This is a genomic window from Gordonia westfalica (assembly GCF_900105725.1).
GTDB classification, from domain to species: Bacteria; Actinomycetota; Actinomycetes; order Mycobacteriales; family Mycobacteriaceae; genus Gordonia; species Gordonia westfalica.
Genome location: NZ_FNLM01000034.1, coordinates 1376588 through 1399637 on the forward strand (window position 1 = coordinate 1376588; position 23050 = coordinate 1399637).

The following is a 23050-nucleotide window of genomic DNA, read 5'->3' on the forward strand; positions in this document are numbered from 1 at the left end:
CGCAGCGGCCGAAGCGGGTTCATTCAGCGGCGGTCGCCGCGGCCGACGCGGATGCAGACACCCCGTCGGAGGCCGGCACCGCGACCGGCACGAGTGCGCGATAGAACACCGCCCGTGCGGAGGCGGCCCGCACGATCACGTCCGGATCGTCGTCGGTGATCCACAGGGCGTGACCCGATGTCACGGTCAGCGGGGCGCCGTCAGCGGGCCGGACCTCGACCGCACCGCTCAGCACCGCGAGGATCTGCGGTCCCGGCATGTCGAAGCAGATCGACGACGAGTGGTGCAATCCGGTGCCGTCCAACTCGATTCGCGACAGTCGGAACTCCGGCGCGGGCGTGAGGTAGACACGTTCGGCGCCGATCGTGCGCACCGGCGGCGCCAGCTGGGCGGCGTCGACCGGAGTGAAATCGAGGACGCGCAACAACTCCGGCACGTCGATGTGCTTGGGCGTGAGGCCGCCGCGCAAGACATTGTCGGAGTTGGCCATGATCTCCACGCCGGTACCGCGGAGGTAGGCGTGCAGGTTGCCCGCGGGCAGGTACAGGCCCTGGCCCGGCTCGAGATGCACGTTGTTGAGCAACAGCGAGGCGAGCACTCCGGGATCGTTCGGGTAGTCCTCCCCGAGTTCGCACACGGTGCGCAGCTCGGCGGCGAACTCGGTCTTCCCTGCGCTCAGCACCTCGATCGCGCCGTGCAGTACCGCGGGCACGAGCTGACGGATCAACGACTCCGGCAGCGTCAGCCACGTGGTGAACAACGCGCGGAGACCCTCTGAATCAGGTTGCCCGACAAGCATCCCCAGGTAATGGTCGAGTTCGCTGACCTGCAGCTCGCGCAGCAGGGCGACGGTCTTGTGCGGATCGCGGAATCCGGCCAGGGCGTCGAAGGGCGTGGTGGCGACGATCAGTTCCGGCTTGTGCCACGGATCGCGGTAGTTGCGGTCGCGGGCGTCGATGGCGAGGCCGCGTCCGTTCTCCCGCTCGAAGCCCTCGCGCGCCTGCTCGGCGGACGGGTGCGCCTGCAGCGACAACGCCTCCTCGGCGGCGAGAACTTTCAGCAGGAACGGAAGCCGGTTCCCGAACTCGGCAGCACTCGCCGCGCCGAGTGTCGCGACCGGATCGGCGTCGATCACCTCGACGAGGTCCTGTTCGGGACCCGAGGGGTCGATACATCGCGCCGAGCCCGCCGGGTGCGAGCCGAACCACAGTTCGGCTTCCGGATGCGCCGACGGGACAGGCCTGCCCTGTATCGACGCGATGGCCGTCCGTGAACCCCACGCGTAGGGGCGCACCACTCCGTCGAGAATCCTCATTGCACCGTGTTCCCAATCAGGCGGAGGTATACCGCCGCCATCTCAACCCGCAACGCCACCACCAGGAAGTCGAGCAGGTCACCCGGGCCGTCGGCCACCGGGTCCTCACCCGGCACCGGACGACGGTCGTCCCACGGTTGCCCGTCACCCTGCGGCGTCGTGTCGGCGGCATCGGCCCCGACCACCAGATCGACGTCGCCCAGTCCCATCACCCGCTGTCGCGTGTACCACTCGCGCCTGGCCGTCGACACCACCATGATCCTGGGGGCCGGGTCCTGGGCGGGACCGTCGAATTCCGGATCGTAGAAGATCGAGTCGGCGGCCGGCGCTCCGCCCGGCCGCGATTCCAGGAGTCGGGACATCCTCGCCACGTCACCCAGCTCGGCGACGGCGCCGACGATCCCGGCGAGGCCGACGAGGCTCGTGGCGGCATGCGCGGCCAGCACCGAACCCGCCGGCGAGTCCGACGTCCAGACGACGGGACGGCCCTGGACCCGGACGGCCAGCGACTTGGCCCGGTTGTGGAAGGTCTCGCGGGAGGGATGCGATCCCGAGGCCTCGGAGTCGAGCGCGTCGGCCAGGTCGTCGAGAGCGGGCACCGGACCGGTGACCCGGACCTGGGTCAGCGCACCGAACACCGCCAGCAGTGCGGCGACGAAGCCGACGAACCGGAAGCGCGGTTCGATGTCGAACCGCGGGGAGAGGTTGATCCCGTTGCCGCCCAGTGCATCCTGGAGCGGTCCGGCGATCGGCGCGGCCACGACCACATCGGCCCGACGACGCTGGGCACGCGCGGCGGCATCCGCCAGCGCCATGTCGCCCGCGTCCTCGCCGGCCACGATCACCACGTCGAGAGGACCGACCCAGCCGGGCAGGACCGGACCGGTCACGACCGGGACGTCGACGCGTGCCGCAAGGGTCGCGACACCCAGCTCGGCCGCGCGATGCGAGACCTCGCTCGAGCCGTGGACGATCACGACGCTGCGCGGCCGCAGGTCCGCGAGAGGGGCCAGGACACCCTCGCGGACGGCTTCGGCGGTGGCACGGACCTGCGCCCCGGCGAGCGCGACGGCCCGCAGCAGCCCGTCGACGTCCGCGGCGAACAACTCCTCGGCATCGTCGAGGTCGGGTGTACCGGTACGCATGGAACCAGCGTAGCCAGCCACGGGGACACGCGCCCGGGTACGCGGCACAGTCACTCGATCGGCCCCCGGAGCGGGATCGGGCGAGAGGCCGGATTCGGACCGGAGCACGAACGGTCCGCGGCCCCCGACGGCGACAACGGGTTCCACGCCCCCGCGTGGTGGTGTCCGGTCAGTCGACCGGATCCGGGAGCACTCGGAGATGACCGCGGCGACCCGGCCGGGGCCGCGTCTGGTGGCGCGGCACGCCCTGGGTGGCCGACGGCTGCTGCCCCGGTGAGTCGACCGGCCCGGCGCGATGACGGCCGGAGCGGCGATCGGCGAGAGCGGCCTCGTAGGCCGCATCGTCGGCCGAGCGCGCGTCGTCGAATGCGTCGAGGGAGTCGACGGGCATCCGGTCGGCACCCCGGCCGAGCGGTCCGCGATCGACGAAGCCCGGGCGCCCGCCACCGGCGACGGCGCCGGCCTCGCGGACGGCCTCGGCGAGCGCGGTCAGTTCGTGATCCTCGGCAGGCACCGAGAATCCCCGTTCACTGCGCAACATCTCCCAGCCCCGCGGCACGGTGATCCGACGAGCATGGTCGTCGCACAGATCCCAGGAATGCGGCTCCTCCGAGGTCGCCAGCGGACCGATCACCGCAGTCGATTCGGCGTAGACGAAGGTCAGGGTAGCCACCGCGGATCGGGCGCAGCCGGGTCGGCAGCACAGACGGGGAAGCTTCACGTGACGAGATTAGCCCTCCCTGTCCGCAACCACGGACTCGACACGCTCAGAACGGGTGGCAGGCGGGGGCGACATGAGCCACCGCGACCTCATAGACTCGCGCCATGCGCATCCACCCGAAGCCGACGCCGCGCGGCTCCTACGGCCTGCCGGGAACCCGTCGTGGCCGACGACGGGTCGGACGATACCGAGACCGGCGAGGACGCGGCCTGCGCTCCCCGCTGCTGCCCCAGAACGTCCCCGCCTACAACACCCGCTCCGATGAGTTCGACGCCGTCGCGCTCGAGGCCTTCGCCGAGATCGACGCACAGTGGCACGACCAGCTCTCCGGACTGGACATCGCGGTCGACGAGATCCCGCGACTACTCCCCCGCGATCCCGAGACCGTCGAGTGGCCCGACGAGGTGACCGCCGACGGCGCGGTACCGCTCGCCCGACTGATCCCGGCGGGGATGGACGTCCACGGGGTGCCGACGCGGGCTCAGATCATCCTGTTCCGCCGCCCACTGGAGTCCCGGGCCAAGAAGGGCTCGGATCTTCTCGAGCTCGTACACGAGGTACTCGTCCAGCAGGTTGCGACGCACCTGGGTGTCGACGAAGACACGATCGACCGCGGACCAGAGTGATCCGCGGTCGATGATCGCGTTCGACGATGCTCGTCGAGCGTCCAGCTGTCGCTGTTGAATTCGCTTGTTCGGATGACGGCGTCGGGCGCCGTTCGATCAGATGATGCCGCGCTTGAGGCGACGGCGCTCGCGCTCCGACAGCCCGCCCCAGATACCGAAGCGTTCGTCGTTGTGAAGCGCATACTCCAGGCATTCGGCCTTGACTTCGCAGCCCTGGCAGATGCGTTTGGCCTCTCGCGTCGATCCGCCCTTCTCCGGGAAGAACGCCTCGGGATCGGTCTGCGCGCACAGCGCGCGGTCCTGCCACTGCTCCTCGACCGCGTCGAACAGGTCGTCGAAGTCGTTGGACACCAAGGCCAGATGGCGACGACCGGACGGACCGTCCGCGTCGATGTCGACGAGATCGCTTGCGTCGGACCCGGATTCGACGGCGGCGATACGCGCGGTACCACCGATCATCGACTCGTCGACAGGGCCGAGGGTGCGGAATTCCGCGGTATCGATTTCCGGGGTGGTTGTCATCACGCGCGACTCTGCGATGAATTGCGGGCGATCATGTGGTTCAAGCGGATTGCCGATCGGATTTTCCAAAGCCATCGTCGGCGCCTCCTAGCTCGGGATGTTGGTCGTTTGACTGTCCTTTGCGAACACGACGTGCTGCCGTACCCACCACTGCTGCCACACCACTTGTACTCGAAGTGCGTTAACTTCCTGCACCAGTCGTACACAGCGCCCGAGCGACGGCCCCTCAATGCCGGCACCGACCCTCTTGCCAAGTTCGAACATACGATCGAATCCATTGGAGGCCAGTGGTTCTCGACCTCGAATGTTCTCGATCTCAAACTCGGAATGACACTGATGTGATTAGACACGCCGAGGGTGGTCGCGGTCAAGTTGAATCGAAGATTTCCCTTTACCATCGCGTGCCGACAAATCTGTGACTCGACACGACGAAGGCTCGAAGCCGCAGTGAAGATCACACTGGCGAGCCCTCCTCCCCGCCCACCGCGGCGGGCGCGACAGCGGCGTACGAGCCATCTCGGCCGACCACTAGAGTGGCGGTGTGAAGGAGTACCTGCTGTGAAGGTGACCGTACTCGTCGGCGGCGTGGGGGGAGCACGTTTCCTCCTCGGGCTGCGCGAATTGCTCGGCGTCACCCCGTTCCCACCGCATCCCGACGACCCCACACTCGGTGTCGGCGAACACGAGATCACCGCGATCGTGAACGTCGGCGACGACGCGTGGATGCACGGCGTGCGGATCTGCCCCGACCTCGACACGTGCATGTACACCCTCGGCGACGGCATCGACCCGGGACGCGGGTGGGGCCGGCGCAACGAAACCTGGAACGCGAAAGAGGAACTCGCCGCCTACGGTGCCGATCCCGACTGGTTCGGGCTCGGCGACCGCGACCTGGCGACCCATCTGATCCGCACCCAGATGCTCGACGCCGGGTACCGCTTGTCCGATGTGACCGCCGCACTGTCCCGCCGCTGGAATCCGGGCGTGCGTCTGCTGCCGGTGACCGACGACCGTCACGAGACCCACGTGGTGATCGCCAAGCCGGACGGCGACGAGGGTGAGCGGGTCGCCATCCACTTCCAGGAATGGTGGGTGCGCCACCGGGCGCAGGTCCCGACCTTCGGCTTCGCGCAGGTCGGTTCGGACGACACCACTCCCGCACCCGGCGTGCTCGACGCGATCGCCGACGCCGACGTCATACTGCTCGCACCGTCGAATCCGGTGGTGAGCATCGGTGCCATCGTGAGCGTTCCGGGGATGCGCAGCGCACTGCGGACCGCGAAGGCACCGGTGGTCGGCGTCTCGCCGGTCATCGACAACCGGCCGCTGCGCGGCATGGCCGACGAATGCCTGTCGGTGATCGGTGTGGAGTCGTCGGCCGAGGCCATCGCCGGGCACTACGGCGCCCGCAGCGGCAACGGCATCCTCGACGGCTGGCTGATCGCCGAGGGCGATCACGCCCGCGTCGACGGCATCGCCATCGGCTCCGCCCCGCTGCTGATGACCGACCCGCAGGCCACCGCGCAGATGATCCGCGCCGCATGCGCACTCGTCGACGTCGCCCTGCCGGACCGGAACGTGGGCACCGCGTGACCGACCTCGCCGATCATCGAGCCCCGGACGGCCTGGACATCCGGCCGGTCGCCGGGCTCCCCGAGTTCACCGAGGACTCCGATGTCGCCGCTGAGATCCTCGCCGCCGCACCATGGTTGGAATCCGGCGATGTGCTGGTGGTGACCAGCAAGATCATCTCCAAGGCCGAGGGACGCATGGTGGACGCACCGGCCGACCCCGAGGAGCGTGATGCGCTGCGTCGCAAGCTCGTCGAGGCCGAGTCGGTGCGGGTGCTCGCCCGCAAGAACCGCACCCTCATCACCGAGAACCGTCTGGGTCTTGTGCAGGCGGCGGCAGGCATCGACGGTTCCAACGTGCGCTCCGACCAGCTGGCCCTGCTCCCCGAGGATCCCGACGGCAGCGCGAAGCGGCTGCGGGCCGCCATCGCCGAGCGCGCCGGGCTCGAGGTCGCCGTGATCATCACCGACACGATGGGCCGCGCCTGGCGCACCGGACAGACCGATGTCGCGATCGGTTCGGCGGGCATCGCCGTCACCCACCCCTACGACGGCGGCACCGACGACTACGGGAATCCGTTGGTGGTGACCGACATCGCGGTGGCCGACGAACTGGCCGCGGCCGCCGACCTGGTCAAGGGCAAGCTCGCGGCCGTTCCGGTCGCGGTCGTCCGCGGGTTCGCACCCGTCGACAACGGTTCAACCGCCGCCGACCTGATCCGGCCCGCCGAGGAGGACCTGTTCCGTCTCGGCACCGAGGAGGCCATCCTCCAGGGACGACGTGAGGCCATCCGCACACGACGGTCCGTGCGCGCCTTCGACGACCGGCCGGTCGATCCCGAGTCGCTGCGCGCGGCATTGGGTGAGGCCCTCACCGCCCCCGCGCCGCACCACACACACCCGGTGCGATTCGTGTGGGTGCGGTCGGCCGAGCGGCGTCGTGCGCTGCTCGACGCCATGAATGCCGAGTGGCGCACCGACCTCGAATCCGACTCCAAGACACCCGAATCGATCTCCAAGCGCCTCCGTCGCGGTCAGATCCTGTACGACGCGCCGGAACTGGTGATCCCGTTCCTGGTGCCCGACGGCGTGCACGAGTATCCCGACGAACGTCGCAATGCCGCCGAGCACACCATGTTCACCGTGGCCGCCGGTGGTGCCGTGGCAAGCCTGCTCATCGCGCTGTCCGTCCGCGAGATCGGCAGCTGCTGGGTCGGTTCCACGATCTTCGCCGCGCCGACCGTGCGTCGAGTCCTCGAACTCGACGCATCGTGGGAGCCGTTGGGCGCGGTCGCCATCGGACATCCGCTCGATGCGGCCCCGCTGCGCGACGCCGCCCCGACCGGGGAGTGGGTGATCGAACTGTGAGTGCCGAGTCGCTGCACGCATCGGCCGTCGAGGCACTGACCGCATGGCAGGCACCCGACTCGGCGCAGGACAGTCTCCGGCACGCCTACCTCGCGTTCCTCGCCGCCACCCCCGACGCCTGCCTGCGGGCCTGCGCGGCAGGGCATCTCACCGGGTCGGCCATCGTCTTCGACGCCGATCGCAGCCATGTCCTGCTCACTCTGCACCCCCGCGTGGGCAGGTGGATTCAGCTCGGCGGCCACTGCGAGCCGACCGACGAGACCCTGGCCGACGCCGCGCTGCGGGAAGCCCGCGAGGAATCGGGCATCCCCGGTCTCGACCTCGATCGCGTCGGCGACAGTGGTGGCATCGTGCACCTGCACACCCACCCGATCACCTGCTCGCTCGGCGTGCCGACCAGACATCTCGACGTGCGCTACCGGGTGGTCGCCGCCCCGACCGCCGACGGCAGCCTCCCGGCGTTCGAACGCAGTGAGGAATCGGTGGACCTGCAATGGTGGCCGATCGACGACCTACCGCCGGACACCGACGCCGACATCCCGGAGCTCATCCGGGCCGCGCTGCGGGGCTGACGGGACCTCGATACGCAGCGTCCCGACTCTCGCTCCGCGGACCAGGCGTTCGGCGCTAGACCCGAATCCCCTTGCCGACCGTCACCACACCTCCGGCGCTGACGGAGAAGCGTTCGCGATCGGCGTCGGGGTCGACACCGAGCTGCTCACCGTCGCCGACGACGACGTTCTTGTCGAGGATGGCCCTGCGCACGACCGCCCCCTTGCCGACGCGTACGCCCGGCATGAGGACGCTGCCCTCGATGATCGCGCCGTCCTCGACGATGACGTTGGACGACAGCACCGAATTGCGTACCGTCCCACCCGAGATGATGCAGCCCGAACCGACCACCGAGTCCTCGGCGACGCCACTCTGGACGAACTTGGCCGGCGGCAGGTTGTGTGTCTCGCCGCGGATCGGCCAGCGGCCGTTGTACAGGTTGAAGATCGGGTGCACGGACACGAGGTCCATGTGCGCCTCGTAGAACGCGTCGAGGGTTCCGACGTCACGCCAGTAGCCCTTGTCGCGCTCGGTGGCCCCGGGCACCTGGTTGTCCTTGAAGTCGTAGACGTAGGCGGTGTCGCGCGCGACGAACGCGGGGATGATGTCGCCGCCCATGTCGTGGTCGGAGTCTGAGTCGGCGGCGTCGGCGCGCAGGGCGTCGACGAGAGCCTCGGTGGTGAACACGTAGTTGCCCATGGAGGCGAAGGTCGAGTCCGGATCGTCGGGGGTCCCGGGCGGGTCCGCGGGCTTCTCGAGGAAGCGCGTGATCTTGCCGGACGCGTCGGAGTCGATGCACCCGAAGGCCACGGCCTCCGCACGCGGTACGCGGATGCCGGCGACGGTGACGTCGGCTCCCGATGCGATGTGCGCCTCGACCATCTGCGACGGGTCCATGCGATACACGTGATCGGCACCGAACACCACGATGTATTCCGGCAGTTCATCGGTGATCAGGTTCATGGACTGGAAGATTGCATCTGCGCTACCCGTGTACCAGCGCGGACCGAGGCGCTGCTGCGCGGGCACCGGGGTGATGTATTCGCCATGAAATCCCGATGTCCACCAGGTTTGCGAGATGTGCCGGTCCAGCGAGTGCGATTTGTATTGTGTCAGCACGCATATGCGCTCGTATCCGGCATTGACCAGGTTCGACAGCACGAAGTCGATCAGCCGGTAGGCACCGCCGAAGGGCACCGCAGGCTTGGCCCGATCCATCGTCAGCGGGTAAAGGCGTTTACCTTCGCCGCCCGCGAGGACGATGCCGAGGACGTGCGGCTGTGATCTCACTCCCCCAACTTAACCGCGATCGGGAGCCTCGGCCAGATGGCCGCGCCATCGGATTCGCGGTTGTGTTCACTCTGCGATGGCGAACTGCTGCGGATGCCACTAGCGTCGTCGATATGAGGGTGGCGATGATGACACGGGAGTATCCACCCGAGGTGTACGGCGGCGCCGGTGTACACGTCACCGAATTGGTCCGCCACCTACGCGATCTCGCCACCGTCGACGTGCACTGCATGGGTGCCGAGCGGGAGACCGCGGCGGTCTATTCGCCGGACCCGGGCCTGGCCGGCGCGAATGCGGCGATCACGACGCTGTCCGCCGACCTGCGGATGGCCGTCGGCGCCGAGGGCGCCGACGTCGTGCACTCCCACACCTGGTACACCGGCCTCGCCGGGCACGTCGCCGCGCAGCTGTACGGCGTCCCTCACATCCTCACCGCGCATTCGCTCGAACCGTCGCGGCCGTGGAAGGCCGAACAGCTCGGCGGTGGATATCGGGTGTCGAGCTGGGTCGAGCGCAACGCGGTCGAGTACGCCGACGCGGTGATCGCCGTGAGCTCGGGGATGCGCAGCGAGATCTGCACCACCTATCCGCGTCTCGATCCCGAACGTGTCCACGTGGTGCGCAACGGCATCGACACCGACCAGTGGTATCCCGTCGACGACCCGTTCGGCCCCGAATCGACGCTGACCGCGCTCGGCGTCGATCCGGAGCGTCCGATCGTCGCCTTCGTCGGCCGTATCACCAGGCAGAAGGGCGTCGCCCACCTCGTCGCTGCCGCCCACCGGTTCGATCCGGACATCCAGCTCGTGCTCTGCGCCGGCGCCCCCGACACCCCGGAGATCGGCGCCGAGATCGAGTCGGCGGTCGGCGAGCTGTCCGCGTCACGACCCGGCGTGCACTGGGTACGGGAGATGCTGCCGCTCCCCCGCATCCGCGAGATCCTCACTGCAGCATCGGTCTTCGTGTGCCCGTCGGTGTACGAACCGCTCGGCATCGTGAACCTGGAGGCCATGGCCTGCGGGACCGCCGTCGTGGCGTCGGAGGTCGGCGGTATCCCGGAGGTGGTGCGCGATCACGTCACCGGCCGGTTGGTGCCCTACGATCCCGTCGATCCGCAGACCTTCGAACTCGATCTCGCCCAGACGGTCAACGCCGTCGTCGGGGATCCCGTCGCGGCCACGGCGATGGGTGCGGCCGGCCGCGAGCGTGCCGAAGCCGAGTTCTCCTGGTCGACGATCGCCGAACAGACCCTAGGGGTGTACCGGTCCGTACTCCGCTGACGGCGCGCCGTTGCGGCAGGTCAGCCCTGCGCGATCGGGCGGCAGGTCGTCACGACCACCGACAGCGTCACGCCGACGGTGCCACCTCCCATGAATGCGTCTGCACGCGAGCGGATGTCGGCGTCGTCGGCATGAAAGGCCGACGGCCCCATCGCCACCAGGTCGCCCACGGTCTGCGCGTCGAGTTCGATGACGTGCCGGATCGTCGACGAGTCGACGACCTCGAAACCGTCGGCGAAGGTGGCCTGGAGGCGTTCGGACTTGCCGGAGTCGACCCGCAGCATCTGCATCGGTTCGATGATCTCGGCGAGGTGGTCGGCAGCCGGGCTGACGACGACGAGCCCACCGTGGGGTTGGAGTACCCGTGCGAACTCGGCGGCGTTGCGCGGGGCGAACACCGAGAGCACAACAGTGGCAGCATCATCGGCGATCGGTAGGCCACGCCAGATGTCGGCGACGATTGCGGCGTGTCGTGGGGTGCCGCGGGAGATCGCCCGCGCACAGAATTTGGAGAGATCGATGCCGATTCCCCGTGCCCGGACGGACGGCGAGGAGTCGGCGAGCGCGGAGACCGCGGCGCGAAGGTAGTGACCGCCACCGGCTCCGGCGTCGAGTACGACGGGTTTGTCGACACCGGCACCGAATTCGCGTGTCCGGTCCGCGACCGCGGCGAGAACCGGGGTGAAGAATCCGGCGTCGTGGACACGCGCGCGGGCCGCGACCATTGCCGCGGTGTCGGCACGTAGCGATCCCGAACGTCCGTCGAGGAGCGAGACGTAACCCTGTTTGGCGATGTCGAAGGAGTGACCGTCACCGCAGCGGAGTGCGACTCCACGCGGTGACGGTCCAGACCCGGCTGCGGCCGGGGAAGTTTCGTCGTGCCCGGTCCCGAGAGGTCCGGTCTCGAATGGCCCGGCACACACCGGGCATCGAAGCAGCTCGACGACGTCGGCGAGATCTCCGTTCAGCCGGTGACCCCGCGGAGTTCCTCACCCAGTGCGGCGGCTTCGTCGGCGGTCAACTCGACGACGAGGCGACCTCCGCCCTCGATCGGAATCCGGACAACGATTCCACGCCCTTCTTTGGCCGCTTCGAGGGGGCCGTCCCCAGTACGTGGCTTCATTGCCGCCATTCTCAAGCTCCCTTCACAGTGTCCCTGCTTCGAACATGATACGTGTCGTCGTCTCAATCGAATGCGAGTGCGCGACACAAGCGTTGTTCCGGAGTGCTCTGCTCACCTCTCCGAGCGTATCGACGGACCCGCTTCGCGGGAGGCGGGATTGGGGGTCGGGTCGTCGTAAGCCGCCTGCTCCCGGCCGTTCTCGGGGGCGGCGGCATCGTCTTCGGCAGCCTCGGGGACGCCCGTGGCGCCGGGGAGCGGACCTGACCCCGACTCGCGCTCCCGGAGCCGTGCGATGACCGCGCGGAGGTCGTCGACCTCGCGTGCGAGACGCGCCAGCGCCCAATCGACCTCGGATTGCTTGTAACCCCGGAACGTCTGCGCGAAACGCAACGCGCGAACGTCGTCGCCGCCGATCCCCACCCTCGGCAGGCGGGTCAGTGTGGTGTCGGGTTCGACCGGGGGCAGTTCCTCCCCGCGCCCGAAGACGAACCACACGACGGCGAACACTGCCCCGGCGACGAGCGCCATGATCAGCAGGTACAGCAGCAGGGTCTGCATGCATCCCATCCTGACAGACCGCCGGCGCGCAGCCCCGGCGGCACCTGGCGGCCGGGCCGGCGATCGCCTCCGCACACGAATCCGGCGACACTGCGGCACGCCGTAGGCGTGCCAGGGTGTCGCCGGAGTCGGGGTGTGGCCGGATGGCTAGGAGGCCATCACCTTGGAGTCGATCGAGCGGAGGGTGTTCATCGGCGGACGGTCCTCGAGGTAGACCTCGGTGGTGTGCGGCGTGAACGAGCCGTCGAGCTCGGCGGTGAACTGGGTCAGTCCGACGCCGGAGTCCTCGATGCCGCACCGGCGCATGAGAGTGCCGACGATCTGGCGGCTCATCACGCCGAGCTCGATGAGCGGGCGGTTGCGGTGGGTGCGGACGCCGAGGTTCACCTGGCCGATGCCGCCGAGACCGTACCGGTCGTAGGTGTCGATGAGGAGACCGATCTCCACGCCGTAGCCGGGCGCGAACGGCACCGACGACAGCATCTCGCGGGTGCCGGCGTACTCGCCGCCGAGCGGTTGCAGGACCGCGGTGAGGTCGGGCTTCTGGGAGGCCAGCAGCGGCCGGGCGACGAGTTCGGTGACGCGACCGCCGCCGTTGGCGTCCTGGGTGCCGCCGGTGCGCAGCGGCCGCCGGTAGTAGCCCTTGACCAGGTGGATCTCCGGGTTCACCAGGAGCGGGCCGAGCATCTTCGGCACGAACATCGGGTCCGGGTCGATGAGGTCGGAGTCGACGAAGGCGATGATGTCGCCGGTGGTCGCGGCGATCGAGCGCCACAGCACCTCACCCTTGCCCTTGACGGGTTCGAGTTCCGGCACCGCTTCTTCGCGGCTGATCACCTGCGCACCGGCGGCCAGCGCGCGCTCGGCTGTGGCGTCGGTGGAGCCCGAGTCCAGGACGATCAGTTCGTCGACGAGCGTCCCGTACAGCGGCATGATCGTGGCGATCACGTCGGCGACGGTCTCCTCCTCGTTCAGAGCGGGCAGGACCACCGAGACGGTGCGTCCGTCCTTCGCGGCGACGAGTTCGTCGATCGTCCAGTCCGGCTGTTCCCAGGTGTGGGTTGCCGACCACTGCCGCTTGGCACCGAGACCCTCGGCCGGCGTCGGCCAGACGGCGGCCTTGTCGCGACTGATGGGGTTACGTCGCTTCTGCTTGGTCATGCAAGTCCCCTGACTGTTCGGGCGGGCGGTCTCGTTCCCGCGATGGCAGCGACCATGTCGACCACACGACGGGTGGCGGCGACCTCGTGTACGCGAAAGATCCGGGCGCCTTCGGCGGCGGCCAGAGCGGTCGCGGCGAGAGTTCCCTCCAACCGTTGTTCTAGGTCCGTACCCAGAGTCTCCCCCACGAAATCCTTGTTGCTCAGCGCCATCAGGACCGGCCAACCCGTATTAACAAGATCTTTTACACGGCGTAACAAGGTCAGCCCGTGGTGGGTGTTCTTGCCAAAATCATGCGTCGGGTCGATAACGATCGCGTCTCGATGTACACCTGCGGCGAGGGCCCGCTCGGCCGCGCCGGTCACCTCCGCGAGGACGTCGGCCACCACGTCGTCGACGGAATCGCCGTAGGCGACGCGGTGCGGGCGGGTCCGTACGAGGGCGCCACCGGTGTGCGAACAGACGATCCCGGCGCCCCGTGAGGCGGCCACGGCGACGACCTCGGGGTCGTATCCGGCCCAGGTGTCGTTGACGAGATCGGCCCCGGCCGCACACGCCTGGTCGGCGACCTCGCTGCGCCAGGTGTCGACGCTGATCAGCACGTCGGGATGGCGCGCACGAATCCACGCGATCATCGGCACCACGCGGGCGGCCTCGGTCGCCGCGTCGACCTCTTCGCCCGGCCCTGCCTTCACCCCGCCGACGTCGATGATGTCGGCGCCCTCGGCGACCACGTGGTCGACGCGTCGCTGCGCGGCCGTGTCGTCGAAGCTGGCGCCACGGTCATAGAAGGAGTCGGGGGTGCGGTTCACGATCGCCATCACCAACGCGCGGTCGGTGGCCACCGGACGACCGCACAGGGTCGGCGAAACGATCATCCCTTGGGGACCTTGGCGGCGGCCACGTCGTCGGGGTAATCCTCGTAGTACTCCACGTAGCCCTTCTCCTTGCCGACCAGCACATAGACCTTATCGGCCTCGGCGTCGGCATAACCTTCCTTACGGAGTTCGACTTTACGGTTCTTGAACGTCGAGGTCTGCTCGAAGTCGTCGACGATCCGCACGAACAGCGGCACCGCATAGGACGGCAGCGCCTTGTAGAGGTGCTCGGCGAGCCGTTTCGGCTCGAGGTCGGCTCCGTCGCGCAACTTGATCGCCACCATTCCGGCGCGGCCGTCGGTGCCGGGCACCTCGACGCCGTAGGCCACCGACTGTGCCACCGCGTCGTAGGAATCGACCGCACCCTCGACCTCGGTGGTGGCGACGTTCTCGCCCTTCCAGCGGAAGGTGTCGCCGAGCCGGTCGACGAAGGCGATGTGCGCGAAGCCCTGGTCGCGGACCAGGTCACCCGAGTTGAAGTACGCGTCGCCCTTCTTGAAGGCGTCACGCACGATCTTCTTCTCGGTCTCCTCCTCGTCGGTGTAGCCGTCGACCGGCACCCGGTCGGAGATCTGCGCGAGGAGCAGACCGGTGCCGCCTCTGCCGACCTGGGTCAGCCGGCCGTCTGCGTTGCGCTTGGGGTTGCCCTCCTCGTCGTACTCCACGATCTTGTACGGCAGCGGGCAGAACCCGGCCGTCTTGTCGACGGTGAAGGCGTTGACGAAGGCCAGGTTGAGTTCGCTGGCGCCGTAGAACTCGACGACGCGGTCCACGCCGAACCGCTCGCGGAACTCGTCCCAGATGTCGGGTCGCATCCCGTTGCCGACGACGGTGTGGACCGAGTGCTGCCGGTCGGTGGGCTTCTCGGGCTGCGCCAGCAGGTAGCGGCACAGTTCGCCGATGTAGCAGAAGGCGGTGGCGCGGTTGAGGATCACGTCGTCCCAGAACTTCGACGCCGAGAACGAACGGCCGATCGCGAAGCATGCCCCCGACGCCAGCACCGACGACAGCGACACCGACAGCGCGTTGTTGTGGTAGAGCGGCAGCGGCACGTACAAGGTGTCGCTGTGGCGCAGGCGGACCGCGAGGCCACCGATCCCGGAGAAGCTGGCCAGCCAGCGGTTGTGGCTCATCACGCTGGCCTTGGGCATCCCAGTGGTGCCCGAGGTGAAGATGTAGAAGGCCTTGGTCGAGGCCGGCAGCTGCGCGGTGATCTCCGGGTCGGCGTCCGGCTTCCCCTCGGCGGCGACGTCGAATTCCGCGAAGTCGTAGACATGCTCGGGCAGCGCCGATTCCGGGATCGACTCGAAGGTCTCGGCACAGTCCGGATCGTGGACAAGGACCTTGGCCCCGAGCAGCTTGACCGAGTGTTCGAGGACGTCACCGCGCTGGTTGTAGTTGAGCATCCCGGCGATCGCGCCGAGCTTCACCGTCGCCAGCATCAGCAACAGATCGGTGGTGTTGTTCTTGGAGAGCAGCGCCACCACGTCGCCCTTCCCGACACCGGCCTCGGAAAGGACTGCGGCGTAACGGTTCACCCGGCGATTGGCCTCGCCGTAGGTGGTCGTGCGTCCTTCGAACCGGACGAACGGGCGATCCGGATGCGCACTCGCGTGCTTCTGGAACACCGACCCGATGGTCTTCTTGGCCTCCGGTGGCCGCCGGATCAGCCCCGGTGCGTGCTTGATCATCCCGGTCGCGTGTGGCGCCATCTTCACCACGCCGCGAAGGAGATCCCCCACCCCGACGGTCTTCACCGCGTCCTTCGACGGACTCCCGTTGCTCGAGTCGTCCGTTGTCGCGTCCTTCTGGACGTCCTTGCGCTGGATGTCTGGGGACATGTGGCCTCCGCTCTCCGCTGGGCGTCGTGAGTGCCCCGCGCACTCACCGCGCTACCTTACCGGCCGGTAGGAAAGTTCTACCGCTGTGTCGCCAACTCGATCGCCTCGTCGACCGACGCCGTGACCAGCAGCCGGTCCAGCGATCGCTGGGAGACGAATCCGGTTGTCGACAACTCTCGCAGCCAGTTGAGGAGCGGCGCGTAGAAATCGAAAGGATCGAGCAGAACCACCGGCTTGTCGTGCATGCCGAGGTAGCCGCCGGTCCAGGTCTCGAACAGCTCCTCGAGTGTTCCGATACCCCCTGGGAGCGTGATGAAACCGTCGGCCCGCTCATCCATGAGGCGCTTGCGCTCGCGCATGGTCTCGGTGATGACCAGTTCGTCCGACCCGAGGTCGGCGACCTCCCGTTCGATCAGCGACTTGGGGATGATGCCGATCGTGTTGCCGCCCTCCGCACGCGCCGCGGTGACCAGCGCGCCCATCATCGAGACGTTGCCGCCGCCGGACACGACGGTGTGGCCCGCACGCGCGAGGGCCGCCCCCACCTCGGAGGCGAGGTCGAGGAAGCGTTGCTCGACGGGACCGGACGCACAGTAGACACAGATGGCACTCACCGGGCAATCGTGCCATCGACACCCGGCGGGTTCGCGCCGGGCCGTGTCGGCGCCGCCGCCTCGATGGCCGCGACGACGTCGTCGGGATCGTCGACGACGGTCAGCAGGTCCAGGTCCTCGGGCGAGATCATCCCGCGCGCGGCCAGGACGTCGCGCATCCAGTCGAGCAGACCGCCCCAGAAATCGCTGCCCACCAGGACGATCGGGAAACGCACCACCTTCTTGGTCTGCACCAGGGTGAGGGCCTCGAACAGCTCGTCGAGCGTGCCCATGCCGCCGGGCAGGCAGACGAAGGCCTGCGCGTACTTCACGAACATGGTCTTGCGGACGAAGAAGTAGCGGAAGTTCATCCCGAGGTCGACCCACGGGTTGAGTCCCTGCTCGAAGGGCAGCTCGATGTTGAGGCCGATGGACTGGGCACCCGCCTCGTGCGCGCCCTGGTTGGCCGCCTGCATCGCGCCGGGCCCGCCGCCCGTGATCACCGCGTAGCCGGCCTCGCCGAGCGCACGACCCACACGGACGCCGAGTGCGTACTCCGGCGAGTCCGGGGCGAGGCGTGCCGAACCGAAGACCGTCACCGCCTCGGCGACCTCGCTCATCGCGTCGAAGCCGGCGACGAACTCCGACTGGATGCGCAGCACCCGCCACGAGTCGCGCATCGTGCGCTCGGCGCGACGATCCGCATCGCGCGGGTCGACCCATTCGAGAAGCCGCCGGTCCGTGGTCTTGCCGCGCTGCTCCGGGCGCATGCGGATGGGTCCGACGTAGCAGACGTCGTCAGCGGCGGGATCGGCGGCAGGTTCCGGATCGGTCGACATGCGGCTCACGCTAGCAGCGTGCGACGCCACTCCCGGCTGCCGTCGGCCGGCTCAGGACAGGTAGGCGCGCAGCAGTTCGGTGACGGTGCGGATCTGTTCGACCGGGACGCGTTCGTCCCGGCGGTGCGCGAGGTTCGGGTCGCCGGGGCCGAGGTTGACCGCGGGGATGCCGAGCGCGGAGAACCGCGAGACGTCGGTCCAGCCGTACTTGGCGCGGAACCGCCCCTGCGCGGCCTCGACCAGGGCGGCCGCCGCCGGGTGGGCCAGGCCGGGCAGCGCACCGGCAGCGGCGTCGGTGACCTCGAGGGTGACGGTGCCGTCGGCGAGATCGGCGGCGAAGACCTCACGGACGTGGTCGAGGGCCTGATCGACGGATCGGTCGGGGGCGAAGCGGAAGTTGACGTCGACGTGCGCGGCGTCGGGGATCACGTTGCCGGCGACGCCGCCGCCGAGTCCGACCGCCGAGAGTCCCTCGCGGTACTCGCAACCGTCGATGTCGACCCGGCGCGGCTCGTAAGCGGCCAGCGTCGTCAGGACTCCCCCGAGTTTGTGGATCGCGTTGTCACCCATCCACGATCGGGCCGAGTGCGACCGCGTACCCGACGTGGACACCCGAACCCGCAGGGTTCCTTGGCATCCCGCCTCGATGAGACCGGCGGTGGGTTCGCCGAGGATCGCGACGTCACCGGCGAGCCACTCGGGCAGCTCCCGCTCGATGTCGTTGAGGCCGTTGAACTCGGCCGCGATCTCCTCACAGTCGTAGAAGATCAGCGTCAGGTCGTGTGCGGGATCCTCGAGTGTCGCGGCGAGATGGAGGAACACCGCATCCCCGGACTTCATGTCGACGGTGCCGCACCCGTGCAGGACGTCGCCCTCCTCGGGATGCGTCTCCCGGCGCGACGGCAGGTTGCCGGCGACGGGCACGGTGTCGAGATGACCGGCGAGGATGACGCGCTGCGCCTTGCCCCGGTTGGTGCGGGCGAGTACCCGGTTGCCGTGCCGGAGGATCTCGAAGCCCGTCGTCTGCTCTCGCAGTGCCGCTTCCACCGCGTCGGCGATGGCCGACTCGTTGCGCGATTCGCTCTCGATGTCGACGAGGGCGGCGGTCAGTTCGACGGGTTCGGCGGCGAGGTCGAGTGCGGTGCTCACGGACCCAACGGTAGCGGGGTTTCGACAAGCTCAACCGGCATGGGTCAGGCGGGCGGTGCGGTCAGTTCCGCAGCACCGAAGGAAACGCTGAACTTCACGCACCACAGGAACACCGCGGGATAGGCATCGAGGTCGACGTCGGCGGGGATCTCGTAGACCTGGTTGCCCTTGTTGCCTTTGATCATCCCGAGGTCGACGTGCGGCGGGTCGGCGGCGGTCCGCCAGCCGCCGAACCCTTCGACCACCTCGGCCTGCGACAACCAGACGTGGACGTCGGGTCCGGTCGTCGTGTCGAGATTCTCGATCGCGAGAACCCTTGACCCGTCCGGCTTCTCGATGATCGACACGGTGCCGGAGGTCGAATGCTCATGGCTGATGAGCCGCCCCTCCGACAGGACGATGGGCGCGGCCTGCGGCGGTTGTCCGACCTGAGAGGTCGACGGCGTCACGGCGACGGGGATCTCGTCGTCGACCTCGGTGTCGACGAAGATCAGCCACGGCTGGAAGATCACCGCGGCGACCGCGACACCGAGAACGACCACGAACCCGACACCACCGAGCACCCAGGGCCAACGGCGGCGGCGCCGCGGGGCGGGCGGGGAAGGTCGGTCGTAGCCGGTCATGGCTGCGACGATACGAGCCGCGAGGACCCTCCGACCAGGTCTTTGAGCCATTCGGATGACGGGTGAGCACCGTGTGTCCCGATCTCGGGCCGGCGGGAGGCGCGGCGCCGATCACTAGGGCCGATCACCTAGACTCGGGTGTCGTGACAACTACTGGCGCACACGCAACTGGCATCGCAACCGTGATCGACGGGGGGTCGACTCCGGGAGTCGTGCTCGACGTCTGGTTCCCCGCACCCGAACTCGACGGCGTCGAGACCGCCGAGACCGTCGTCCTCGACGAGGAGTCGACGCCGGCGGAACTGCGCGACCTGGTGGGTGTCGACGAGGCCCGCGGGGTCAAGACCGTCGCGGTCCGGACCGGCATCGCCGATCTGACCGCCGCCCCGGTCGACGCCTACGACGTCTACCTCCGACTCCACCTGCTCTCCCACCGGCTCATCGAGCCGCACGGCGCCAACCTCGAGGGCATCTTCGGGATGCTCACCAACGTCGTCTGGACCAACCACGGTCCGTGCGCGATCGAGGACTTCGAGACGGTGCGCGCCAAGCTGCGCGCCCGCGGTCCGGTGACCGTCTACTCGATCGACAAGTTCCCGCGCATGGTCGACTACGTCGTCCCCGGCGGTGTCCGCATCGGTGACGCCGACCGCATCCGCCTCGGCGCGCACCTCGCCGCCGGCACCACCGTGATGCACGAGGGCTTCGTGAACTTCAACGCCGGCACCCTCGGGTCGTCGATGGTCGAGGGTCGCATCTCGGCGGGCGTGGTCGTCGGCGACGGTTCCGACATCGGCGGCGGCGCGTCGACGATGGGCACGCTCTCCGGTGGCGGCAAGGAGATCATCTCGCTCGGCAAGCGCTGCCTGCTCGGCGCGAATTCCGGCTGCGGCATCCCGCTCGGCGACGACTGCGTCATCGAGGCCGGCCTGTATGTCACCGCCGGCACCAAGGTGACCGGTCCGGACGGCACGCAGATCAAGGCGCGCGACCTGTCGGGTCAGTCGAACCTGCTGTTCCGTCGCAACAGCCTGACCGGCGCGGTCGAGGTCGTGCCGTGGAAGGGTGACGGCATCGCGCTCAACGAGGCGCTGCACAAGCACAACTGACGTCGCCGCAAACCCACCCTTTTTCGGCAAACCCAGCACCCTGACGGGTGGCGGGTTTGCCCAAAAAGGGTGGGTTTATGCGGTGAGTCGCGCGGCCGCCGCCGCGATGCGCTCGTCCGTGCCGGTGAGTGCCATGCGGACATGCTTCTCCCCTGCCGGACCGTAGAAATCGCCGGGGGCGCATAGGATTCCGCGTTCGGCGAGCCAGGCGACGGTGTCGCGGCACGGCTCGTCGCGGGTGAGCCACAGGTACAGGCCCGCCTCGGAGTGGTCGACACGGAAGCCGGCCGCCTCGACCGCGGCGAGCAGGGTGCGGCGTCGCGCTGCGTAACGCTCCCGCTGCTCGATGGCGTGGGCGTCGTCGCGCAGGGCAGCGGTCATGGCCGCCTGGATCGGGAACGGCAGCATGAGACCGGCGTGCTTGCGCACCGCGAGGAGTTCGGCGATGAGCTCCGGGTCGCCGGCGAAGAAGCCCGCACGGTACGACGCGAGGTTGGAGATCTTCGACAGCGAGTGGACGGCGATCAGGCCGGTGTGGTCACCGTCGCAGACCCGCGGGTCGAGGATGGAGAGCGGCTCGCCCTCCCAGCTCAGTCCGAGGTAGCACTCGTCGGACACCACGACGGTGCCGCGTTCGCGCGCCCACCCGACGACCTTGCGCAGATGGTCGACGCCGAGGATCTTGCCGGTCGGGTTCGACGGCGAGTTGATGAACATGAGTGCCGGGTTCGTCGGCCCCAGTGCGACGGTCGAGTCCGCGCGCACGGCGCGGGCACCGGCCAGCAGGGCACTCACCTCGTAGGTCGGGTAGGCGACCTCGGGGATCACCACATCGTCGCCCGGGCCCAGGCCGAAGGTCGACGCCAGACCGGCGATGGCCTCCTTGGTGCCGATGACCGGGAGGACGCCCGACTGGTCGAGATCGGTGACGCCGTGGCGGCGGATCAACGACTCGGCGGCGGCCTCGCGGAGCTCGGTGGTGCCGACGGTCGTCGGGTACCCCGGGAACCCGGAGGCGGCGGCCAGTGCTTCACGGATGAGCTCCGGCACCGGGTCCACCGGCGTGCCCACGGACAGATCGACGATCCCGTCGGGATGCGACTGCGCCGTGGCCTTCGCACCCGCGATGGTGTCCCACGGGAAGTCGGGAAGCCGACCGCTCACGCGCGTCGCCGACACGCGGAGCGGCGCTGCTGCGCGGGAGGTGGGTGTGCTCACTGCGGCCAGTCCTATCCGTCCGGGCGGTCTACGTCGAAGAAGTGGATCCTCAGTCTTCTTCGTTCATGGGCGGCAGGCCCTTGATGAAAGCCGGGTCGGCGTCGGTCTTGCCGACCTTGCTGGCTCCGCCGGGCGAGCCGAGGTCGTCGAAGAAGTCGGCGTTGGCGCTGACGTAGGGCTCCCACTCATCCGGGACATCGTCCTCGTAGAAGATCGCCTCGACCGGGCACACCGGCTCGCACGCACCACAGTCGACGCACTCATCCGGCTGGATGTAGAGCATGCGTCCACCCTCGTAGATGCAGTCGACGGGGCATTCCTCCACGCAAGCCTTGTCCAGGACGTCGACGCAAGGCTCCGCGATGATGTAGGTCACCACTCACTCCTTCGCTAGGGAAGATCGTTGTCGGGCCGACACGGTGAGAAGCTCGGCGACGAGCACCCCTCCGGCGTCGGCGCCGGCGCGATCCGAGGGCTGGTCGAATCGCACCCCAGAGTATCCGCCCCGGTGGTGCCCACGACGAAATCACCCCCGGCTCCAGGGCGAACAAAAGCCCCGGTTGTAACGAGGATCACATCACAGACGGGTCATACGGTCACATCGAATCCGAGGTCGACGTCGCAGGCCGCCTGCCCGCCCCGGACGCCCCAGCTCTCGGTGGGCAGATCCCGGACGATGACGGTCACGTGGTCGCGCGGAATCCCGAACTCGGCGATGCGACCAACCACCTCGGCGTACAACCGCCGTTTCGCGTCGACGCTGCGTCCGGCGAAGCAGTCCACCGTCACGACCGTGTACTTCTCCGGTTCGGCGAGGGTCGGTGGCACCGCGAACCGCCGCGGCTCGTGGACCACCAGGCGGACGTGCTTGTCCTCTTCCGGGATACGGAACGCGGTGACCAGCGCGGAGTGGACGGCCTCGATGAGACCTTCCTCCACGAGGTCGGGATGTTCGGTGCGTACTTCGATGACCGTGCTCGGCATTGCTCACGTATACCCGAGCGCCGGTCGTGGCGCCTCCGAATAGTTCGCGACTACCTGAGTCGGAGAAATCCGTTGTTCCGGAAGATCAGCGGCGACGCCGCCCGTTCATGTCCGACCGACAGGACCTCGAAGGTGACGATCGTGTGATCTCCGACTGGTGCAGCCCCGGCGATTGCACACTCCATCCACGTGGACGCGTCGTCGACGAAAAGCGCACCGCTCGGGGTGACGGTCGTCCGCACGTCCGAGAAACGGTCGCCGTCTTGGCCGGCGAGCTTCCGACAGACGGCCCCCTGATCCTCGGTGAGAACGGAGATCCCGATGCGATCGGCCCGGCTGAGGATCGGCCATGTCGTGGACTCGTTGCGGACCGAGAACGAGACCATCGGCGGCGCGTAGGACACCCCCACCGCCAACGACGTTGCCACCAGCCCCCGCGGCTCACCGTCGACCACCGCGCAGAGCGCGCCCACGGCTGCCGGAAAAGCGCTGAACGCTGTCATGATCTCGATGGAATATGAACGGACAGAAGCCATCACGCTGGCAGAGTCGCCGAATACATCGGGCGTTGCCTGGCGTGGAAT

The 23050-nt window shown here is 68.6% G+C and carries 25 protein-coding genes; 6 read left to right on the forward strand and 19 right to left on the reverse strand.

The features are described from left to right. Positions 1-19: 19 nt before the first annotated feature. From manA to BLU62_RS11695, 3 genes are all read right to left on the reverse strand, one after another. Positions 20-1315, reverse strand: a complete 1296-nt coding sequence (manA, locus tag BLU62_RS11685) for a mannose-6-phosphate isomerase, class I (RefSeq protein WP_074849752.1) — start codon at positions 1313-1315, stop codon at positions 20-22. Beyond that, positions 1312-2460: a hypothetical protein gene (locus tag BLU62_RS11690; protein ID WP_074852851.1), complete on the reverse strand. Its 1149-nt coding sequence runs from the start codon at positions 2458-2460 to the stop codon at positions 1312-1314. Before BLU62_RS11690 ends, manA begins: the two co-directional genes overlap by 4 nt. A 169-nt stretch (positions 2461-2629) precedes the next feature. Then, positions 2630-3181, reverse strand: coding sequence for a DUF3499 domain-containing protein (locus tag BLU62_RS11695; protein WP_099047850.1), 552 nt, complete (start codon positions 3179-3181; stop codon positions 2630-2632). A gap of 104 nt (positions 3182-3285) precedes the next feature. Here BLU62_RS11695 and BLU62_RS11700 point away from each other — a divergent pair, with 104 nt between their 5' ends. Further along, positions 3286-3807: a metallopeptidase family protein gene (locus tag BLU62_RS11700; RefSeq protein WP_074849754.1), complete on the forward strand. Its 522-nt coding sequence runs from the start codon at positions 3286-3288 to the stop codon at positions 3805-3807. 96 nt (positions 3808-3903) lie between these two features. Here BLU62_RS11700 and BLU62_RS33230 read toward each other — a convergent pair whose 3' ends face one another. Then, complete coding sequence (locus tag BLU62_RS33230) at positions 3904-4167, reverse strand: WhiB family transcriptional regulator (RefSeq protein WP_208863680.1); 264 nt, start codon at positions 4165-4167, stop codon at positions 3904-3906. A gap of 720 nt (positions 4168-4887) precedes the next feature. Between BLU62_RS33230 and cofD the strand changes: the two genes are divergently transcribed. From cofD to BLU62_RS11720, 3 genes are read left to right on the forward strand one after another with little or no spacing between them, the layout of a single operon-like run. Further along, positions 4888-5922: a 2-phospho-L-lactate transferase gene (cofD, locus tag BLU62_RS11710; protein ID WP_074849758.1), complete on the forward strand. Its 1035-nt coding sequence runs from the start codon at positions 4888-4890 to the stop codon at positions 5920-5922. Further along, complete coding sequence (locus BLU62_RS11715) at positions 5919-7268, forward strand: coenzyme F420-0:L-glutamate ligase (RefSeq protein ID WP_074849759.1); 1350 nt, start codon at positions 5919-5921, stop codon at positions 7266-7268. The genes cofD and BLU62_RS11715 overlap by 4 nt, the downstream gene beginning before the upstream one ends. Beyond that, positions 7265-7840: an NUDIX hydrolase gene (locus BLU62_RS11720; RefSeq protein ID WP_074849761.1), complete on the forward strand. Its 576-nt coding sequence runs from the start codon at positions 7265-7267 to the stop codon at positions 7838-7840. The genes BLU62_RS11715 and BLU62_RS11720 overlap by 4 nt, the downstream gene beginning before the upstream one ends. 55 nt (positions 7841-7895) lie before the next feature. Here BLU62_RS11720 and glgC read toward each other — a convergent pair whose 3' ends face one another. Continuing rightward, on the reverse strand, positions 7896-9110 hold the full coding sequence (glgC, locus tag BLU62_RS11725) for a glucose-1-phosphate adenylyltransferase (RefSeq protein WP_074849762.1): 1215 nt from the start codon (positions 9108-9110) through the stop codon (positions 7896-7898). 113 nt (positions 9111-9223) lie between these two features. Here glgC and glgA point away from each other — a divergent pair, with 113 nt between their 5' ends. After that, complete coding sequence (gene glgA, locus BLU62_RS11730) at positions 9224-10390, forward strand: glycogen synthase (RefSeq protein WP_208863627.1); 1167 nt, start codon at positions 9224-9226, stop codon at positions 10388-10390. A 20-nt stretch (positions 10391-10410) separates the two neighbouring features. Here the strand turns inward: glgA and BLU62_RS11735 are convergent, their stop codons facing one another. The 10 genes from BLU62_RS11735 to BLU62_RS11780 all read right to left on the reverse strand — a co-directional run bounded on the left by BLU62_RS11735 (position 10411) and on the right by BLU62_RS11780 (position 19095). Further along, the gene (locus BLU62_RS11735; RefSeq protein WP_244278135.1) at positions 10411-11313 is read right to left on the reverse strand and encodes a putative RNA methyltransferase; all 903 of its coding nucleotides are present in this window, start codon (positions 11311-11313) and stop codon (positions 10411-10413) included. Between the two features lie 41 nt (positions 11314-11354). Further along, positions 11355-11522: a DUF3117 domain-containing protein gene (locus tag BLU62_RS11740; RefSeq protein ID WP_004019232.1), complete on the reverse strand. Its 168-nt coding sequence runs from the start codon at positions 11520-11522 to the stop codon at positions 11355-11357. 102 nt (positions 11523-11624) lie between these two features. Further along, positions 11625-12071, reverse strand: coding sequence for a DivIVA domain-containing protein (locus tag BLU62_RS11745; protein ID WP_074849768.1), 447 nt, complete (start codon positions 12069-12071; stop codon positions 11625-11627). Positions 12072-12218: 147 nt separating this feature from the next. Beyond that, positions 12219-13232 (reverse strand): glucosyl-3-phosphoglycerate synthase, encoded by a 1014-nt coding sequence (locus BLU62_RS11750; RefSeq protein ID WP_074849769.1) that lies wholly within the window; start codon positions 13230-13232, stop codon positions 12219-12221. Further along, positions 13229-14110, reverse strand: coding sequence for a dihydropteroate synthase (gene folP, locus BLU62_RS11755; protein ID WP_074849771.1), 882 nt, complete (start codon positions 14108-14110; stop codon positions 13229-13231). Before folP ends, BLU62_RS11750 begins: the two co-directional genes overlap by 4 nt. Continuing rightward, positions 14107-15951 (reverse strand): long-chain-acyl-CoA synthetase, encoded by a 1845-nt coding sequence (locus BLU62_RS11760; protein WP_074849772.1) that lies wholly within the window; start codon positions 15949-15951, stop codon positions 14107-14109. Before BLU62_RS11760 ends, folP begins: the two co-directional genes overlap by 4 nt. Before the next feature lie 77 nt (positions 15952-16028). Further along, positions 16029-16565, reverse strand: a complete 537-nt coding sequence (locus BLU62_RS11765; RefSeq protein ID WP_074849774.1) for an LOG family protein — start codon at positions 16563-16565, stop codon at positions 16029-16031. Then, entirely contained in the window at positions 16562-17383 is an 822-nt protein-coding gene (locus BLU62_RS11770; RefSeq protein WP_074852853.1) for an LOG family protein, read from the reverse strand. The genes BLU62_RS11765 and BLU62_RS11770 overlap by 4 nt, the downstream gene beginning before the upstream one ends. A gap of 51 nt (positions 17384-17434) precedes the next feature. After that, positions 17435-18532: a succinyl-diaminopimelate desuccinylase gene (dapE, locus tag BLU62_RS11775; protein WP_074849776.1), complete on the reverse strand. Its 1098-nt coding sequence runs from the start codon at positions 18530-18532 to the stop codon at positions 17435-17437. Between the two features lie 44 nt (positions 18533-18576). Further along, positions 18577-19095: a DM13 domain-containing protein gene (locus BLU62_RS11780; RefSeq protein ID WP_074849778.1), complete on the reverse strand. Its 519-nt coding sequence runs from the start codon at positions 19093-19095 to the stop codon at positions 18577-18579. A gap of 203 nt (positions 19096-19298) precedes the next feature. On the opposite strand from BLU62_RS11780, the gene dapD reads away from it, so the two are divergent. Next, positions 19299-20264, forward strand: a complete 966-nt coding sequence (dapD, locus tag BLU62_RS11785; protein ID WP_074849780.1) for a 2,3,4,5-tetrahydropyridine-2,6-dicarboxylate N-succinyltransferase — start codon at positions 19299-19301, stop codon at positions 20262-20264. 75 nt (positions 20265-20339) lie between these two features. On the opposite strand, the gene dapC is transcribed toward dapD, so the two are convergent. The 4 genes from dapC to BLU62_RS11805 form a co-directional block, all read right to left on the reverse strand. Continuing rightward, the gene (gene dapC / locus BLU62_RS11790) at positions 20340-21482 is read right to left on the reverse strand and encodes a succinyldiaminopimelate transaminase (RefSeq protein WP_074849782.1); all 1143 of its coding nucleotides are present in this window, start codon (positions 21480-21482) and stop codon (positions 20340-20342) included. A 49-nt stretch (positions 21483-21531) separates the two neighbouring features. Next, positions 21532-21861 carry a ferredoxin gene (fdxA, locus tag BLU62_RS11795; RefSeq protein WP_004019217.1) on the reverse strand — a complete coding sequence of 110 codons (330 nt, stop codon included), beginning with the start codon at positions 21859-21861 and terminating at the stop codon, positions 21532-21534. A gap of 209 nt (positions 21862-22070) precedes the next feature. After that, positions 22071-22466 (reverse strand): tautomerase family protein, encoded by a 396-nt coding sequence (locus tag BLU62_RS11800; protein WP_074849784.1) that lies wholly within the window; start codon positions 22464-22466, stop codon positions 22071-22073. A gap of 50 nt (positions 22467-22516) precedes the next feature. After that, positions 22517-22969, reverse strand: a complete 453-nt coding sequence (locus tag BLU62_RS11805) for a flavin reductase family protein (RefSeq protein ID WP_244278137.1) — start codon at positions 22967-22969, stop codon at positions 22517-22519. Positions 22970-23050: the final 81 nt, after the last annotated feature.

What these genes read in the sequence shown, in the direction of transcription:
- BLU62_RS11690 (WP_074852851.1), bottom strand. Translation starts at nt 2,460, where the DNA reads ATGCGTACCGGTACACCCGACCTCGACGATGCCGAGGAGTTGTTCGCC.
- folP (WP_074849771.1), bottom strand. Translation starts at nt 14,110, where the DNA reads ATGATCGTTTCGCCGACCCTGTGCGGTCGTCCGGTGGCCACCGACCGC.
- BLU62_RS11740 (WP_004019232.1), bottom strand. Translation starts at nt 11,522, where the DNA reads ATGGCGGCAATGAAGCCACGTACTGGGGACGGCCCCCTCGAAGCGGCC.
- BLU62_RS11805 (WP_244278137.1), bottom strand. Translation starts at nt 22,969, where the DNA reads ATGACAGCGTTCAGCGCTTTTCCGGCAGCCGTGGGCGCGCTCTGCGCG.
- BLU62_RS11800 (WP_074849784.1), bottom strand. Translation starts at nt 22,466, where the DNA reads ATGCCGAGCACGGTCATCGAAGTACGCACCGAACATCCCGACCTCGTG.
- BLU62_RS11770 (WP_074852853.1), bottom strand. Translation starts at nt 17,383, where the DNA reads ATGTCGACCGATCCGGAACCTGCCGCCGATCCCGCCGCTGACGACGTC.
- BLU62_RS11700 (WP_074849754.1), top strand. Translation starts at nt 3,286, where the DNA reads ATGCGCATCCACCCGAAGCCGACGCCGCGCGGCTCCTACGGCCTGCCG.
- BLU62_RS11760 (WP_074849772.1), bottom strand. Translation starts at nt 15,951, where the DNA reads ATGTCCCCAGACATCCAGCGCAAGGACGTCCAGAAGGACGCGACAACG.
- BLU62_RS11750 (WP_074849769.1), bottom strand. Translation starts at nt 13,232, where the DNA reads ATGACCAAGCAGAAGCGACGTAACCCCATCAGTCGCGACAAGGCCGCC.
- glgA (WP_208863627.1), top strand. Translation starts at nt 9,224, where the DNA reads ATGAGGGTGGCGATGATGACACGGGAGTATCCACCCGAGGTGTACGGC.
- manA (WP_074849752.1), bottom strand. Translation starts at nt 1,315, where the DNA reads ATGAGGATTCTCGACGGAGTGGTGCGCCCCTACGCGTGGGGTTCACGG.
- BLU62_RS11745 (WP_074849768.1), bottom strand. Translation starts at nt 12,071, where the DNA reads ATGCAGACCCTGCTGCTGTACCTGCTGATCATGGCGCTCGTCGCCGGG.